Source organism: Streptomyces sp. R11 (assembly GCF_041051905.1).
GTDB lineage: Bacteria > Actinomycetota > Actinomycetes > Streptomycetales > Streptomycetaceae > Streptomyces.
Genome location: NZ_CP163432.1, coordinates 6,322,156 through 6,339,205 on the forward strand (window position 1 = coordinate 6,322,156; position 17,050 = coordinate 6,339,205).

The window sequence follows — 17,050 nt, forward strand, 5'->3', positions numbered from 1 at the left end:
ACGTGAACGGGCGCCGTCCCGGCGGGAGTTGAACCCACCGAGACGACGCCCTGTCCTGGGCAGGCCGTCAACGGGCCTACGGGAAGGTGAGCTTCCAGCTGTTGATGTAACCGGTGTCGATGGCCGCGTTGTCCTGGACGCGCAACTGCCAGACACCGTTGGCGACCTCGGAGGACGCGTTCACGGTGTACGTGGCGTTGAGGTTGTCCGCGCTGCCGCCGGTGCCGTAGCCCTTCAGCGTGTACGCCGTGCCGTCGGGGGCGACCAGATCCACCTTGAGGTCACCGATGTAGGTGTGGACGATGTCCACGGCGACCTGGAGGTTGGACGGCGCGTTGCCGGTCCGCCCGGAGACGGTGATCGGCGACGTGACCGCCGCGCCCCGGTCCGGGATCGCCACGTCGGTTCCGCTCTCGAAGGACGTGCCGCCGCCTCCGCCGCCGGGCCGGGGGCCGACGTTGATGCCCGCCCACGCGTCCTGGACCGCCTTGTACTCGGCGCCGTCGGTGCCGTAGAGCTCACCGGTGGCCGCGAGGGTGCCGGTGCGGGCGCCCGCGTAGTTGGTCGTGGACGTGAACTTCGTGGTGAGCGCGCGGAACCAGATCTTCTCCGCCTTGTCCCGGCCGATGCCGGTGACCGGAAGGCCGTCCGACGTGGCCGAGTTGTACGTGACACCGTTGATGGTCTTGGTGCCGCTGCCCTCGCTCAGCAGGTAGAAGAAGTGGTTCGCGGGGCCCGACGAGTAGTGCACGTCGATCGAGCCGATGCCCGAGTACCAGCTGTCCTTGGACGCGCCGTCCTTGCTCGGCTTGTCCATGTAGCGCAGCGGGGTGCCGTCGCCGTTGATGTCGATCTCCTCGCCGATGAGGTAGTCACCCACGTCGGAGGAGTTGTTGGCGAAGAACTCGACGGTCGAACCGAAGATGTCGGAGGTGGCCTCGTTCAGGCCGCCGGACTCGCCGCTGTAGATGAGGCCGGCCGTGTTCGAGGTGAGCCCGTGGGTCATCTCGTGCGCGGCCACGTCGATCGACGTCAGCGGGTTGGCGTTGCCCGAGCCGTCGCCGTACGTCATGCAGAAGCAGCTGTCGGACCAGAAGGCGTTGACGTAGTTGTTGCCGTAGTGGACCCGGGAGTACGCGCCCACGCCGTCGCCGCGGATGCCGCTGCGCCCGTGCACGTTCTTGTAGTAGTCCCAGGTCAGCGCGGCACCGTAGTGCGCGTCCGCGCCGGCCGACTCCAGGTTGGACGGGCTGCCGTTGCCCCAGACGTCGTCGGGGCCGGAGAAGAGGGTGCCGGTTCCGGAGGTGCCGCGGTTCAGGTTGTACGTCTTGTGTCCGCCGCGTGCGCCGTCCGTGAGGTTGTACGTCGACCCGGACTGGGTCGTCGTGAGGTCGACCGTACCGCTGTAGACCGTGTTGCCGGTGCCGGTCTCGATGGCCTCCCACTCGTACAGCTTCGCGCCGGTGGTGGCGTCGGTGACGACATGCAGTTCCTGCGGGGTGCCGTCGTGCTGGAAGCCGCCGACGACCGTCTCGTACGCCACGGTCGGCTTGCCGTTCGCGGCCCAGATCACCTTGCGGGGCGCCTTGTTGACGTCCGGGCTCTTGGCCTTCTCCGCCTTCGCCGCGGCCAGCGCCTGCTTCTCCGCCTTGGCGGCGGGGACGGCGGCGGTCGTGGTGGCCGGCTTGATGGCGGCCCGGGTCGCCTTGACGACGGCCTCGGTCGCGCCCGACTTCGCCGTCTCGACGACGAGGTCGCCGCCGAGGACGGGCAGGCCGTCGTACGTCCGCTCGTAGCGGGTGTGGACCGTGCCGTTGCCGTCCTTGAGGACGTCACGGACGACCAGCTTCTCCTTGGCGCCGAGGCCCAGGTCCTTCGCGGTGTCCGCCTTGCCCGCGTTGGCCTCGCGTATCAGCTCGGCGCGCTGGGCGGGGGACAGCTTGACCGACTCGGCGCCCGGTATGACCTTGCCCGCGGCCGACGGTGCCTTCTCCGGGGCGGCGGTGGCGGCGCCCGACTGGACGGCCGCCGCGATCAGGGCGGAGACGCCGACCAGGGCGACGGCGGCGGCGCGGCGGTGCGTGGTGTGACGCGTCGTGTGGGAGGTGCGTCTGTGGGAGGAACTGTCTCTCAACACTGACTCCTTCTGCGCGGCCGCGGATCACGCGGCCAGGGGAGACCGGTCGGCGGGTGGGCCGTCCGGGCAGAGCAAGTGGTACGCAGAACGACGTGCGCGTGCGGGAGCTCGGCCGCGGGCACCGCAGTGTGACGGTGCTGTGGGGTTGCTGTGTCGCGGCCGTGGGAAGAGTGGCAGGTGGTTGCGGTTTCTGTCAGGACCGCGTCAGAAAGTTGGCCGGAAATCGTTCGTTGTCCGGGAGTTCACGTTCGATAAACGGAGCAGACGCATCAATCGTCGAAGCGCGCGAGATCGCGCAGCCACGCGGCCGCGTTGCCGTCCGACGGCGCCCGCCAGTCGCCGCGCGGGGACAGCGAACCGCCGGCCGAGACCTTCGGCCCGTTCGGCATCGCCGAGCGCTTGAACTGTGCGAACGCGAAGAAGCGACGGCAGAAGACCTCCAGCCAGCGCCTGATCTCCGCCAGGTCGTACGCCACCCGCTTGGCCTCGGGGAAGCCGGGCGGCCACGCGCCGGCGTCCGGGTCGTGCCAGGCGTGCCAGGCCAGGAAGGCGATCTTCGACGGCCGGAAGCCGTACCGCAGTACCTGGAAGAGCGTGAAGTCGTGCAGCGCGTACGGGCCGATCTTCGACTCGGTGGACTGCATCTCCTCGCCCGGCACCAGCTCCGGGCTGATCTCCGTGTCCAGGATCGCGGCCAGCGTCCGGCCGGTCTCCTCGTCGAACTGGCCGCTGGTGATGACCCAGCGGATCAGATGCTGGATCAGCGTCTTCGGCACCCCGCCGTTGACGTTGTAGTGGCTCATCTGGTCGCCCACGCCGTACGTGGACCAGCCCAGCGCCAGCTCCGACAGATCACCCGTGCCGAGCACGATGCCGCCGCGCTGGTTGGCGAGGCGGAACAGGTAGTCGGTGCGCAGGCCGGCCTGCACGTTCTCGAAGGTGACGTCGTACATCGGCTCGCCGGACGCGAACGGGTGGCCCATCTCCTGAAGCATCAGCCGCGCCGTCGGCGTGATGTCCAACTCGGCCGCGGTGACGCCGAGCGAGTTCATCAGCTTGTGGGCGTTGCCCTTGGTGTGGTCGCTGGTCGCGAAGCCCGGCAGGGTGAACGCCAGGATGTCGCTGCGCGGGCGGCCCGCGCGGTCCATCGCCCGGGCGGCGACGATCAGCGCGTGCGTGGAGTCCAGCCCGCCGGACACCCCGATGACCACCTTCGGGCCGCCGATCGCGCCCAGCCGCTGCTGGAGGCCCGCGACCTGGATGTTGTACGCCTCGTAGCAGTCCAGGGCGAGGCGCTCGGCGTCGGCCGGCACGAACGGGAAACGCTCGACCCGGCGCTTGAGGCCCAGGTCCGCCGTCGGCGGGTCGAGCCGGAAGTCCACCCGCCGGAAGTCACCGGTGCGCCCGGCGTGGGTGCGCCGGTTGTCGTCGAACGTGCCCATCCGCTGCCGCTCCTGCCGCAGCAGGTCGAGGTCGACGTCGGCGACCGCGTACTGCTCGTCCTGCGAGAACCGGTCCGTCTCCGCCAGCAGGGCGCCGTTCTCGTAGATCATGGTCTGCCCGTCCCAGGACAGGTCGGTGGTCGACTCGCCCAGACCGGCCGCCGAGTACACGTACGCCGCGAGACAGCGCGAGGACGCCGAGCGGCACAGCAGCCGCCGGTCCTCCGCCCGCCCGACCGTGATCGGGCTGCCCGAGAGGTTGGCCAGTACGGTCGCACCGGCCAGGGCGGCCTCCGCGCTCGGCGGCACCGGCACCCACATGTCCTCGCAGATCTCCGCGTGCAGCACGAGACCGGGGACGTCCTGCGCCTCGAAGAGCAGGTCAACGCCGAACGGCACCTGAACGCCGCCGACCCGGATCGTCCCGCCGCGCTCGTCGCCGCCCGACGCGATCTGCCGCTGCTCGTAGAACTCCCGGTAGTTCGGCGGGTACGACTTGGGCGCGACGCCGAGGATCCGGCCGCGGTGCACGATCACCGCGCAGTTGTAGATCCGGTGGCGGTGGCGCAGCGGGGCGCCCACGACCAGCACCGGAAGCAGGTCCGCCGACCCGGCCACGACCGACTGGAGTGCCTGCTCCACCTCGTCGAGCACCGCGTCCTGGAGCAGCAGGTCCTCGATCGAGTACCCGGTCAGGCCCAGCTCGGGGAAGACGGCGACGGCGACGCCCTCCTGCGCGCACCGGCGGGCCTGCCGCAGAACCGCTTCCGCGTTGGCGTGCGGGTCGGCGATGACGGTGTGGCCGGTGCACGCGGCGACGCGCGCGAAGCCGTGCTGGTAGAGCGACCAGAAGTTCAACGGACTTCCCCAGGAGAAGCGGACAGTGCTGGCATCGAGCATAGATCGCCTGATCAGGCCTGCGCCGTTCCGGGCGAGGTGGGCCGCTCCCCGTGCCAGGACCGCCACAGCGCCGCGTACGCCCCGTCCGCCCCGACCAACTCGTCGTGGGTGCCGAGCTCGGAGAGGCGGCCGTTCTCCATCACGGCCACGCGGTCCGCGTCGTGCGCGGTGTGCAGGCGGTGGGCGATGGCGATGACGGTACGGCCCTGCAGTACGGCGGCCAGGGCGCGCTCGGTGTGCCGGGCGGTCGTCGGGTCGAGCAGGGCTGTCGCCTCGTCGAGGATCAGGGTGTGCGGGTCGGCCAGCACCACGCGGGCGAGGGCCAGCTGCTGGGCCTGTGAGCCGTCCGTGCCGTGGCCGCCGTCGCCCAGCGCCGTGTCGAGGCCGTCGGGCAGCCGCCGTACCCAGGCGTCCGCGCCGACCGCGGTGAGCGCGGCCCACACCTCCTCGTCCGTGGCGGACGGCTCGGCGATACGGAGGTTGTCGCGGACCGTGCCGAGGAAGACGTGGTGCTCCTGGGTGACCAGGACGACCTGACGGCGCAGCTGTTCCGGGCCGAGCGCGACGACGGGAACGCCGCCGACCGTCACCGAGCCGGCGGTCGGCGCGTCGACGCCGGCGAGCAGCCGGCTCAGCGTCGTCTTGCCCGCACCGGACGGGCCGACCACCGCCAGCCGTTCCCCCGGCCGTACGGTCAGGTCGACGTCGCTGAGGACCTCGCCGCCGCGGTCGTAGGCGTAGCGCACGCCGGTCACGTCGATGCAGTCGTCCGTGGGGGCGGGGGAGTCGGTGTCCGTGGCCTGGGGGGCGCGGGCCAGGCCCTCCACACGGGCGAACGAGGCGCCGCCGCTCTGGAGTTGCTCGACCCGCATCAAGATCTCGTCCAGCGGGCCGACCATCTGCTGCAGATACAGCGCCGCCGCGACCACCGTGCCCAGGCTGATCGTGCCCCGCGCGTGCAGTGCCCCGCCTACGAGCAGGACCGTCGCCACGGGGACGAGATAGGCGATCTCGACCGACGGGAAGAACACCGTGCGCAGGAACAGGGTGTGCAGGCGGGTCCGGCGGGACTCCTCCAGCGCGTCCCGGCTCGCCGTCACCCGCCGCTGCTCCAGGCGCAGCGCCTCCACCGTACGGGCGCCGGACGCGGTCGCCGCGAGGATCTCCGCGACGTCCGAGGTGGCCGCACCCTCGGCGAGGTAGCCGGTGCGGGCGCGGCGCAGATACCAGCGCAGCACCGGCCACAGGACGCCCAGGCCGAGCAGACCGCAGACGCCGAGCAGGGGATCCAGCGCGAACACCGCGCCCAGCAGGAACAGGACCTGCACGGAGTTGATGAGCAGCTCGGGCCCGGCGTCGCGCAGGGTGGTGCCGACGGCCGCCACGTCGGCGGTACCGCGCGCGGTCAGGTCGCCGCTGCCGGCCCGCTCCACGACCGACGCGGGCAGCGCGAGCGTGCGGTTCACGAACTCCTCGCGGACGCGGGCGAGGGTGCGTTCGCCGAAGCGGTGGCCTACGTAGCGGGCCCAGCGGGCCAGCAGCAGCTGGGCTGTTGCCGCTATCAGGATGGCCAGGGCGAGTTTGTCCACGGTCGTGACGCCTGCGCCGCGTCTGACTTCGTCGATGATGCGGCCCACCAGCCAGGGGGCGGCCAGGCCGGCGAGCGCTGCGAGGGAGTTCAGGGCGAGTACGGCTGTGAAGGAGCGGGCGTCGGCTCGGATCAGGCGGGTGGTGGCTTGGCGTACGTCTTGCCGTTCGGCGATGGGGAGGGCTGTGCGGCTACGAGTTCGGGACGTGGGGTTGTCAGCCGCGTGCGGGTGCTTTGTGGCTGGTCGCGCCCCGCGGCGGAGCCGCCTAAGGACACGGTCCCGCGCCCCTTGAGGGCGTTTGGCTTCCATCACCTGGCAAGCTCCTCGGCGTCCTCGTCCCGTGCCACCAGTGCTCGGTATCCCGGTTCGGTGTTCATGAGTTCTCGGTGGGTGCCTGTCGCCGCCACCTTGCCGTCGACCAGGTAGTGGACCGTGTCCGCTCGGTCCAGGACCAAGGGGGACGTCGTCGTCACCAGCGTCGTACGGCCCCGTCTCGTCGCGTGCAGGCGTTCGGCGACACGTGCCTCGGTGTGGGCGTCCAGTGCCGACGTCGGCTCGATCGCCAGCAGCACCTCCGGGTCCGCCAGCAGTGTGCGGACCAGGCGGACGCGCTGGCGTTGGCCGCCGGAGAGGTTGCGGCCCTGGGCGTCGATCGGGGTGTCGAGGCCGTCGGGGAGGCCGCGGACGATGTCCTCGGCGACCGCCGTGTGCACCGCTCGCGTGATCGCCCGCTCGTCCCGGTCCGCGGACCCGGCGGCCACCAGCTCGCGCAGCGTGCCCGCGAACAGGTCGGCCTCGTGGTCGGCGACCAGGATGCGCTCCCGGACCTGCGGTAACGCGATCTCGCCCAGGGGCACTTCGCCCCAGGTCGCCGCCGATGGCACGTAGCGGCCGAGGCGGTCGACGACGGCCGTGGCGTCGGCCGGCAGCTCGGCGGCCAGTGCGGTGAGCCGGCCGGGCGGCACCCGCACCCCGGACGCGGGGTCGTGCAGTGCCGCCGGCTCCGCGGGCGCGTCCCGCGTGCCGGTGTCCGCCATGGGCTCCAGCCGCAGGAACCGTACGACCCGCCGCGCCGCCACCACCCCACGGCTGACCTGGTAACCGCACTCGATGAAGAACGCCACCGGCCCCACCAGCACCGCGACATAGCCGTACACCGCCACCAACTCGCCCACGGTGATGCCGCCCTGGGCGGCCAGCCGCGCCGCGAGCCAGGTCACCACGGCAAGGAACAGCGTGGGCAGCCCCACGCCGAGCGCCTGCACCCAGCTGGTCACCGCCCCGACCCGGTAGCCCTGGGCCCGCAGCCGCTGGGAGTCGCGGTGGAAGGCGTCGGCGACCAGGCCCTTGCCGCCGAGGCCGTTGAGGACGCGCAGGCCGCCCGCGAGGTCGGCGATCCGTGCGGTCAGGACGCCCTGCCGCTCCCGGTACTCCGTCTCCGTGCCCTGCAACCGCCCCAGCAGCGGCCCGACGAGCACGCCGACCAGCGGCATCCCGAGCAGCACCACGACGGCGATCGGCACCGACACCGACACCAGCAGACCGGCGACCACCAGATAGGCGACGACAGCACCGACACCCGGGCCCACGACGGTCAGGGACTGGCTGATGGTCTGGACGTCGCCCACGCCGATCGTGACGACCTCCCCGGCCCCGATCCGGCGTGGCAGCGTGGCGCCCAGTCGTACCGCGTGGTCGATGAGCACCTTGACCGTGCGGAAGTTGCTGTCCATCCGCACCCGCGTCATCGTGCGGTGCCGCATGATGCTCAGCCAGGCGTTGAACGCCCCCACCGCGACCAGCGCGGCCGTCCACGCCGCCAACGCGCCCTGGTCACCGGCCGCCAGCCCGTCGTCGACGGCACGGGACATCAGGTACGGGGTCGCCGCCAGCAGCACCATCCACACGCTGGAGATCAGCGCTCCCATGGCCGAGCGCACCGGCTGGCGCATGACGAGCCACCACAGATAGCGCCATCCGCCACGACAGTCGGGTGTCCCCGGATCCTCGTACGCGTCGATCATCGTTCCCCGTGCCCCGTTCGTCGTCCCTCGTGCCGCCCGACTACGCCAGACTGTCCCGCCACGCCCGATGCAGATCCGCGAACCTGCCGGTCCCAGCGACGAGTTCGGCCGGTGTGCCGTCCTCGACGATCTGCCCGTGCTCCATGACCAGCACGCGGTCCGCGATCTCGACCGTGGACAGCCGGTGCGCGATGACGACTGCCGTGCGCCCGTGCAGCACCGTCGACATCGCGCGCTGCACGGCCCGTTCGCCGGGGATGTCGAGGGAGCTGGTCGCCTCGTCGAGGATCAGCACGGCCGGATCGGCGAGCAACGCCCGGGCGAACGCGACGAGTTGGCGCTGACCGGCGGAGATGCGGCCGCCCCGCTTGCGTACGTCGGTGTCGTATCCGTCGGGGAGCGAGCTGATGAAGTCGTGCGCGCCGATGGCCTTCGCCGCCTGCTCGATCTCCTCGCGGGTGGCGTCGGGGCGGCCGATGGCGATGTTCTCGGCGACCGTGCCGGAGAACAGGAACGCCTCCTGCGTCACCATCACCACCCCGCGCCGCAGTTCCGGCACGGCGAGCTCGCGCAGGTCGACGCCGTCGAGGAGGACCCGGCCGTCCGAGGGGTCGTAGAAGCGGGCGAGCAGCTTGGCCAGCGTCGACTTGCCGGCGCCCGTGGAGCCGACGACCGCGACCGTCTGGCCGGCCGGGAACGTGAGGTCGAAGCGGGGCAGCACCTCGCCGCCGGTGCGGTAGCCGAACCGGACGCCGTCGAAGACGACCTCGCGGCCTGGGTGCTCCGACTCGAGGGCCGGCAGCTGCCGGGGCGCCTGCGGCTCGGGCACGGACGGGGTCTGGGCGAGCAGTCCGGCGATCTTCTCCAGGGAGGCCGCCGCCGACTGGTACGAGTTGAGGAACATGCCGAGCCGGTCGATCGGGTCGTACAGCCGCCGCAGATACAGCACGGCCGCCGCCAGCACACCCAGGGCGAGCGTGCCGCCCGCGACCCGGTAGGCACCCCACAGCACGATCCCCGCGACCGCCGTGTTGGCGACGAGCCGGGAGCCGACGACGTAACGGGCCATCTCCAGCAGCGCGTCGCCGTTCGTCCGCTCGTGCCGGGTGTTGAGGACCCGGAAGTCGGCGTCGTTGACGGCCTCGCGGCGGAAGGCGCGCACCGGGCGGATGCCGTTCATCGTCTCGACGAACTTCACGATCACGGCCGCGATCGCGGTGGAGCGCACGGTGTACACGCGCGCCGCGCGCCGCCGGTAGCGCCGTACGAGGAGGTACAGCGGCGCGAAGGAGGCCACGGCGACCGCACCGAGACCGAGGTCGAGCCAGAGCAGCATCGCCGAGATGTAGACGAAGGAGAGGATGACGGTGACGAGCTCCTGCAGGCCCTCGTCGAGCAGCTCCCGAAGGGACTCCACGTCCGTCGTGGAGCGCGAGATGAGCCGCCCGGACGTGTAGCGCTCATGGAAGTCGAGGCTCAGGGCCTGGGCGTGGCGGAAGATACGGCCGCGCAGGTCGAGCAGCACGTCCTGGTTGACGCGGGCGGAGAGCAGGATGAACGCGTACTGCAGCACGCCCGACGCCACCGCGCACAGCAGATAGCCGGCCCCGACCGCGACCAGCGGCCCGAGATCGTCGCGGCGGAACGCCGGTACGGCCGTGTCGATCGCGTACGCCACCAGCAGCGGGCCCGCCTGCACCGCCGCCTGCTGGAGCAGCAGGAGCAGCGTGGTGACGGCGACCCGCGCCTTCATCGGGGCGAGCAGGGAGCGCAGCAGGGCGGCGGTGGCGCCCGGCGGAGTGGGCAGGACGTCGTGGTCGAAGGGGTCGTCGGGCCGGGGGGATCGGGCCCCTTTCTCGGCCGGCTCCTCCCTGTCCGGCTCTTCCCTGTCCGGTGCGGTGGCGGTCGTCGCCGTCATCGGTCGGCCTCCTCGGTCCCGGCCATGAGGTGGGCGTATTCGGCGTTCGTGCGCAGCAGTTCTTGATGGGTGCCGACGGCGGCGATACGGCCGCCGGAGAGCAGGGCGACGCGGTCCGCCAGGAGCACGGTGGACGGGCGGTGGGCGACGATCAGGGCGGTCGTCTCCGCGAGCACGTCCCGCAGGGCGGCCTCGACGGCGGCCTCGGTGTGCACGTCGAGGGCGGACAAGGGGTCGTCCAGCACCAGGAAGCGAGGCCTACCGACCACCGCCCGCGCGAGCGCCAGTCGCTGCCGCTGGCCGCCGGAGAGGCTGAGGCCCTGCTCGCCGACCTGGGTGCCGGTGCCGTGCGGCAGGGCGTGCGCGAAGTCGGCCTGCGCGACGGCGAGCGCCCGCTCCAACTCGGGTTCTCCCGCGCCGGCCGAGGTCCCCATCAGCACGTTCTCCGCGACGCTGGCCGAGAAGAGGGTGGGCTCCTCGAAGGCGACGGCGACGAGTTCGCGCAGCGTGTCTCTGGGTAGCTCGGCGATGTCCTTGCCGTCGAGGGTGATGTGGCCGGATGCCACCTCGTGGAGGCGGGGGACCAGGGCGGTGAGGGTGGTCTTGCCGCTGCCCGTCGCGCCGACCAGGGCCATCGACTCGCCCGGGTGGATGTGGAGGTCGATGTGGGCGAGGACGGGTGGGGAGTCGGTGGGGGCGTCGGGGTAGCGGAACGAGACGTCGTGGAAGCGGAGTCCCTTGTCCCCGAGCTCCGTTGAGCCGGTAGCGGTGACGGTCGGCGCAGCGGTACCAGCCGCGGTCGGCTTCTCCTGCTCGGCGTCCATCACCTCGAAGTACCGCTCCGTCGCCGTGGCCGCCTCCTGGCTCATCGCCAGCAGGAAGCCGATCGAGTCGACGGGCCAGCGGAGCGCGAGTGCCGTCGACAGGAACGCCACCAGCGTGCCCGCCGACAGCTGACCGTCCGCCACTTGGATCGTGCCCAGCACCAGTGCCGCCCCGATGGCCACCTCGGGCAGCGTCACGATGACGCCCCAGATCGTGGCGAGGAGCCGGGCCTTGCGCAGTTCCGTGCCACGCAGGGTCCGCGACAGTTCGCGGAACGCGCGGGCCTGGCTGCGGTGCCGGCCGAACCCCTTGATGATCCGGATGCCGAGCACGCTCTCCTCGACGACCGTCGTCAGATCGCCGACCTGGTCCTGCGCGCGGCGGGCCACCGTGGCGTACCGCTTCTCGAAGATCACGCAGGTGATCATCACGGGCACCGCCGGGATCAGGATCACCAAGCCCAGCGTCCAGTCCTGGAGCAGCATGATGATCACGCCGACGAGGATCGTCACGGCATTGACCAGCAGGAACGTCAGCGGGAACGCGAGGAACATCCGCAGCAGCATCAGGTCGGTCGTGCCCCGCGACAGCAACTGGCCCGACGCCCACCGGTCGTGGAAGGCCACCGGCAGCCGCTGCAGATGCCGGTACAGATCCGCCCGCATCCCCGCCTCGACCCCGGCCAGCGGTCGGGCCACCAGCCACCGCCGCAGCCCGAACAGCAACGCCTCCGCGACCCCGAGCAGCAGCAGATACAGCGCCCCGAGCCAGACCCCGGCCGGATCCCGGTCCGCGACGGGCCCGTCCACCATCCACTTCAGGACGAGCGGAATGACCAGCGACAGGCAGGAGGCGAGGATCGCCACGAACGCCGCGGTGAACAACCGCACCCGCACGGGCCGCACGTACGGCCACAGACGCAACAGCGTCCGCACGGCGGAACGGTCGGATCGGTCGGAACGGTCAGGGCTGTCCTCGGCGGTTGCACGTGTCGTCACCATCAGCAGCGAGCCTACGGATCGGCACTGACACTGCCCACCGAGTTTTGGCCGGTCCGCGATCGGTCGCTGGTCCTACGACCTGCGCGTTCGAGGGGTCGTACAGACCGAGGACGTGGGGTCGTACGGCGGCATCAACCGATCGGCCGATGCCGCTTCGAGCGCGACGGCCGATGTGGCGCACCCCGCCCCGCCGCGACCCTGATGCCATGTCCGTCATCGAAGTCACCGACCTGCGCAAGTCCTACGGCGGCCGAACCGTCGTCGACGGCGTCTCCTTCACCGTCGAGGAGGGCGAGATCTTCGGCATCCTCGGCCCGAACGGCGCCGGAAAGACCACCACCGTCGAGTGCGTCGAGGGCCTGCGCGTCCCCGACGCGGGCCGCGTCCGTGTCACCGGCCTCGACCCCGTCGCCGACCACGACCGCGTCACGCACGTTCTCGGCGCCCAGCTCCAGGAGGGCCGCCTCCAGGAGAAGCTCACCGTGCGCGAGGCGCTCCAGCTGTACGCGGCCTTCTACCCGAACCCCGCCGACTGGCGCCCGCTCGCCGAGCGTCTGGGCCTGACCGACCGGCTAGGCGCCCGGTTCGGCAAGCTGTCCGGCGGCCAGAAGCAGCGGCTGTTCATCGCGCTCGCCCTCGTCGGCAACCCCCGGATCGTGGTCCTCGACGAGCTGACCACCGGCCTCGATCCACGGGCCCGCCGGGACACCTGGCAGCTCATCGAGGAGGTGCGGGACAGCGGGGTGACCGTCCTGCTGGTCACCCACTTCATGGAGGAGGCGCAGCGGCTCTGCGACCGGATCGCCGTGATCGACAAAGGGCGGATCGCCGCCCTGGACAGCCCGGCCGGGCTGATCCGCCGCTCCGCCGGCGCCACGGTGATCACCTTCACGCCGTCCGTGCCGCTGGACGAACAGGAGCTGAGCGCCCTGCCCGCGCTGGCCTCCGTCGCGTACAAGGACGGCCGGGTCACCCTGGCCGGCAGCGACGACACGGTCAACGCCGTGATCACCCTGCTCGCCCGCCACCGGATCACCGCCCACCAGCTGCGCGTCAGCGACGCCACGCTGGACGACGCCTTCCTGGACCTGACGGAGACGGACCTGACGAAGACGGACGACCTCACGGAGACCACGCCATGAACACCGCCGTACTGCGCACCGAGGCCCGCCTGCTCGCCCGCGAACCGGGCAGCCTCTTCTGGATCCTCGTCTTCCCGCCCGCGCTGCTGGCCGTCCTGGGCGCCGTCCCCGCGTTCCGCGAGCCCCAGGACGGTCTCGACGGTCTGCGCATCGTCGACACGTATGTCCCCGTGACCGTGCTGGTCGGCATGATCGTCGCCGGTGTGCAGTCGATGCCGGCGGGCATCACCGGCTACCGGGAGCACGGCATCCTGCGCCGGATGTCCACCACTCCGGTCCGGCCGTCGGCGCTGCTGTCCGCGCAGATGCTGGTCCACGCCCTGGCCGCCGTCCTCTCGGCGCTGCTGGCGCTCGCGGTCGGGCGGCTCGCCTACGACGTACGACTGCCCGGACAGCCGTACGGCTATCTGCTCGCGCTCGTGCTGGCGGTCCTCGCCGCGCTGGCGCTGGGATCGGTGATCTCGGCGGTGTCCCGGACCGTGAAGATCGCGGGTGCCGTCGGGACTGCCGTGTTCTTCCCGATGCTGTTCTGCGCGGGGGTGTGGCTGCCGGTGCAGGCCATGCCCGACGTGATGGCCGACGTCGTCGGGCTGACGCCGTTCGGCGCCGCCGCGCAGGCCCTCAACGAGGCCACGGCAGGGGTCTGGCCCGGCTGGGGCCACCTCGGCGTCATGGCCGCCTGGACGGCCGTGCTGTCGCTGGCGGCCGCGCGCTGGTTCCGCTGGGAGTAGGGGAGCCCGTGCAGACTGGTGGCATGACCGCGGTGGACACCGACATCGAGCGGCGCTGGGAGCTGATCCGCAGCAAGGGTCCCTACGGGCTGCTCGCGTTCGCCACGCTGCTGGCGGTCGCCACCGCCGAGCTGACGCCGGGCGCGGCGGAACGGATCGCGGTCGCGGGGCTGGTCGCCGCGGGTTTCGCACTCCAGCTGTGGTGGGTCCGGGCGAGCCGCACCCGTCCCGGCCCCTCCACCGCCGGCGCCGTGTACTACACCGTGCGCTGGGCCCTCGGCTTCGCACTCACCTGGCTGAATCCGTTCTTCGCCTTCTACGCGGTCACCGGCTACTTCGACTCCGAGGAGCTGTTGCGCGGGCGGCGCCTGCCGTGGATCGGCCCGTTCGCCTGCTCCATCGCCGTCTCGGGCGCGCAGGCCGGGGGGCTGCCGTTCAAGGAGCCCGTGCAGTGGGTGGTGTTCGGCGCGCTCGTGGTGGTCAACAACGTCATCCTGAGCGTGGTCGGCCACCTCACCTCGCAGCAGGAGGAACGCTCCCGCGCCCGCGCCGAGACCATCGCCGAACTCGAACGCACCAATACGGCGTTGCAGCAGGCGCTGGACGAGAACGCCGCCCTGCACGCCCAACTCCTCGTCCAGGCCCGGGAGGCGGGCGTCGCCGACGAGCGCCGGCGTCTGGCCGCCGAGATCCACGACACCATCGCCCAAGGCCTGACCGGCATCATCGCCCAGCTCCAGGTCGTCGCGAACGCCCCCGACCTGCCCACCGCCCGCACCCACCTCGACCGCGCGTCCGCCCTCGCCCGCCACAGCCTCGGCGAGGCCCGCCGCTCGGTGCACAACCTCGCCCCCGTCGCCCTGGAGAACGACGGACTGCCCGAGGCCCTGAAGAGCACCGTTGCCGAATGGGCCGAACGGACCGGCGTACGCGCCGGGTTCACGGTCACCGGCACCACGGAACAACTCCACGACGAACTCTCGGCGACGCTGCTGAGGATCGCCCAGGAGGCCCTCTCCAACACCTCCCGGCACGCCCGCGCGACCCGGGTGGGCGTCACCCTGTCCTTCCTCGGGGACGAGGTGATCCTCGACATCCGCGACGACGGCCGGGGCTTCGACCCGCTCGCCCTGCCCGAGCGCAGCCACGCAGGCGGCTTCGGCCTCGCCGGCATGCGCGCCCGCGCCGAACGAATGGCCGGTTCCCTCACCGTCGAGTCCGAGCCGGGGCACGGCACGGCCGTGTCGGCTCGCGTACCGTTGGTGCGCCATGAGTAGTGACGAGGCGTCCATCTCCCTGCTGATCGTCGACGACCATCCCGTCGTACGGGACGGCCTGCGCGGCATGTTCGAGTCCGCGCCCGGCTTCCGCGTCCTCGGCGAGGCCGCCGACGGGGTGGCGGCGGTCGAGAAGGCCGCCGTCCTCGACCCCGACGTGATCCTGATGGACCTGCGCATGCCGGGCGGCGGTGGGGTCGACGCGATCGCCGAGCTGACCCGGCGCGGCGCCCGCGCCAAGGTCCTCGTACTGACCACGTACGACACGGACACCGACACCCTCCCGGCGATCGAGGCGGGCGCGACCGGCTACCTCCTCAAGGACGCCCCGCGCGACGACCTGTTCACGGCCGTACGCGCCGCAGCCGAAGGCCGCACCGTCCTCTCCCCGGCCGTCGCCTCCCGCCTCGTCTCCGCGGTCCGCGCCTCCGGCAACGAGCCGCTGTCCGCGCGCGAGCGCGAGGTACTGGCCCTGGTCGCCAAGGGCACGTCCAACCGCGACATCGCCCGCGAACTCTTCATCAGCGAGGCGACCGTGAAGACCCACCTCACCCACCTGTACGCCAAGCTGGGCGTCAAGGACCGGGCGGCGGCGGTGGCCACGGCGTACCAGCGCGGGATTCTGGGCTAGCCCGGGTAGGGGAGGAGACCGGAGGCGATCCGCTCCCAGGACGCCTTCAGCTCCGCCAGCAGTTCCGGCTCGTCGGGCGCCAGGTCGGCCTGCTCCCGCTGGTCGGCGCCGAGGTCGTAGAGGTGGTCGGCCCCCTTGTCGTCCCGGTAGTACTTCCAGTCGCCGCGCCGCAGGGCCCGGTTGGCCCGCACCCGCCAGAACAGGTCCCGCTCCGGCAGCTCCTCGCCGCGCAGCAGGTAGTCCGCGAGGCTGGTGCCGTCCAGCGGATACGCCGGGTCGGGCCGTGCACCGCCCAGCTCCAGCAGGGTCGCCGTCCAGTCGGGGGAGAAGACCGGCTCGTCGCTGACCTGCCGGCCGTCGATGCGGGCGGGCCAGCGCAGGATGGACGGAACCCGGATGCCGCCCTCCAGCAGCACGAACTTCTCCCCACTGAGCGGCCAGTTGTAGGAGTAGCGCTCACCGCCGTTGTCGCTGGCGAACAGCACGACGGTGTTCTGCTCCTGTCCCGACCGGCGCAGCGCGTCGAGCACCTCGCCGACGGCCGCGTCGAGGCTCTCCACCATCTGCGCGTACTTCTCGACCGAGCCGCCGTCGTAGTGGTTCAGCGCCCGGCTGACCTCCGCCTGGCTCTTCGCCGCGCGGATCTTCGCCTCGATCTCGGCACCGGTCTCCTCGTCGCCCTCCGCGAGCCAGGGCCAGTGCGGGGTGGTGAAGTTGAGATTGAGCAGCCACGGGGTGCCGTCGTGGTCCCGGCTCACGTACTCGACGGCCCGCTCGGTCAGCACGGTCGTGTAGTACCGCAGGTCCTTGTACTCCGCGTCGCCCTCGTAGAGGTCGTACGTACCCAGCTGGCCGAGCTTGGAGAAGTACTCCAGGACGCCCCCGAAGTTCCCGAAGAACTCGTCCCAGCCGGACTTGGTGGGGCTGTAGTCCGGCAGCCAGCCGCAGTGCCACTTGCCGATCAGCGCGGTGGCGTAGCCGGCCCTCTTCAGCAGCGAGGCCAGGGTGGGGTGGTTGGGGTCCAGCCCCTGCGCCCTGTTGGCGATCGGCTCGGCGAGCCCGCCCGGCGTACGGCCCGGATAGCGCCCGGTGTAGAGGCTGAACCGGGTCGGCGAGCAGGTCGCGGACCCGGAGTACGCGTTCGTGAACCGCACCCCCTGCCGGGCCAGCCGGTCCAGGTTCGGGGTCCTGATGTGCGGGGCACCGTACGAGGACAGGTCGGCCCAGCCGAGGTCGTCGCCGAGGATGACCAGGATGTTGGGGCGCCTGCCGGACGCGCTCTGGCGGCGGGCCCTGAACGGGCGCTCGGCGGGGGCGGCTTCGACGGCATCGGCTGCTGCGGCGGTGGTCGTGGCGGCGACGGCGGACACGGCGCCACCGCCGACGAGACCACCGAAGGCACGGCGGGAGATCTCGGGCATGCCGCTCAGTCG

11 protein-coding genes are annotated in these 17,050 nt (G+C 71.8%); 4 read left to right on the top strand and 7 right to left on the bottom strand.

What is annotated here, in order from left to right:
- Nucleotides 1-76: 76 nt before the first annotated feature.
- The 6 genes from AB5J55_RS29290 to AB5J55_RS29315 all read right to left on the bottom strand — a co-directional run bounded on the left by AB5J55_RS29290 (nucleotide 77) and on the right by AB5J55_RS29315 (nucleotide 11,836).
- Entirely contained in the window at nucleotides 77-2,134 is a 2,058-nt protein-coding gene (locus AB5J55_RS29290; RefSeq protein ID WP_369273495.1) for a M4 family metallopeptidase, read from the bottom strand.
- Nucleotides 2,135-2,406: 272 nt separating this feature from the next.
- On the bottom strand, nucleotides 2,407-4,437 hold the full coding sequence (locus tag AB5J55_RS29295) for an NAD(+) synthase (protein ID WP_369273496.1): 2,031 nt from the start codon (nucleotides 4,435-4,437) through the stop codon (nucleotides 2,407-2,409).
- Between the two features lie 53 nt (nucleotides 4,438-4,490).
- Entirely contained in the window at nucleotides 4,491-6,377 is a 1,887-nt protein-coding gene (locus tag AB5J55_RS29300) for an ABC transporter ATP-binding protein (RefSeq protein WP_369273497.1), read from the bottom strand.
- Complete coding sequence (locus tag AB5J55_RS29305; protein WP_369273498.1) at nucleotides 6,377-8,092, bottom strand: ABC transporter ATP-binding protein; 1,716 nt, start codon at nucleotides 8,090-8,092, stop codon at nucleotides 6,377-6,379. Before AB5J55_RS29305 ends, AB5J55_RS29300 begins: the two co-directional genes overlap by 1 nt.
- A 40-nt stretch (nucleotides 8,093-8,132) precedes the next feature.
- Nucleotides 8,133-10,010, bottom strand: a complete 1,878-nt coding sequence (locus AB5J55_RS29310; RefSeq protein ID WP_369273499.1) for an ABC transporter ATP-binding protein — start codon at nucleotides 10,008-10,010, stop codon at nucleotides 8,133-8,135.
- Nucleotides 10,007-11,836: an ABC transporter ATP-binding protein gene (locus AB5J55_RS29315; protein WP_369273500.1), complete on the bottom strand. Its 1,830-nt coding sequence runs from the start codon at nucleotides 11,834-11,836 to the stop codon at nucleotides 10,007-10,009. Before AB5J55_RS29315 ends, AB5J55_RS29310 begins: the two co-directional genes overlap by 4 nt.
- 206 nt (nucleotides 11,837-12,042) lie before the next feature.
- On the opposite strand from AB5J55_RS29315, the gene AB5J55_RS29320 reads away from it, so the two are divergent.
- From AB5J55_RS29320 to AB5J55_RS29335, 4 genes are read left to right on the top strand one after another with little or no spacing between them, the layout of a single operon-like run.
- Complete coding sequence (locus AB5J55_RS29320; protein ID WP_369273501.1) at nucleotides 12,043-12,978, top strand: ABC transporter ATP-binding protein; 936 nt, start codon at nucleotides 12,043-12,045, stop codon at nucleotides 12,976-12,978.
- Entirely contained in the window at nucleotides 12,975-13,709 is a 735-nt protein-coding gene (locus tag AB5J55_RS29325; RefSeq protein ID WP_369273502.1) for an ABC transporter permease, read from the top strand. Before AB5J55_RS29320 ends, AB5J55_RS29325 begins: the two co-directional genes overlap by 4 nt.
- Nucleotides 13,710-13,732: 23 nt before the next feature.
- A complete protein-coding gene (locus AB5J55_RS29330) occupies nucleotides 13,733-14,986 on the top strand; it encodes a sensor histidine kinase (RefSeq protein WP_369273503.1) in 1,254 nt (417 codons plus the stop codon).
- Nucleotides 14,979-15,617, top strand: coding sequence for a response regulator (locus tag AB5J55_RS29335; RefSeq protein WP_369273504.1), 639 nt, complete (start codon nucleotides 14,979-14,981; stop codon nucleotides 15,615-15,617). Before AB5J55_RS29330 ends, AB5J55_RS29335 begins: the two co-directional genes overlap by 8 nt.
- On the opposite strand, the gene AB5J55_RS29340 is transcribed toward AB5J55_RS29335, so the two are convergent.
- The gene (locus AB5J55_RS29340) at nucleotides 15,614-17,038 is read right to left on the bottom strand and encodes a sulfatase (protein WP_369273505.1); all 1,425 of its coding nucleotides are present in this window, start codon (nucleotides 17,036-17,038) and stop codon (nucleotides 15,614-15,616) included. The genes AB5J55_RS29335 and AB5J55_RS29340 overlap by 4 nt on opposite strands.
- Nucleotides 17,039-17,050: the final 12 nt, after the last annotated feature.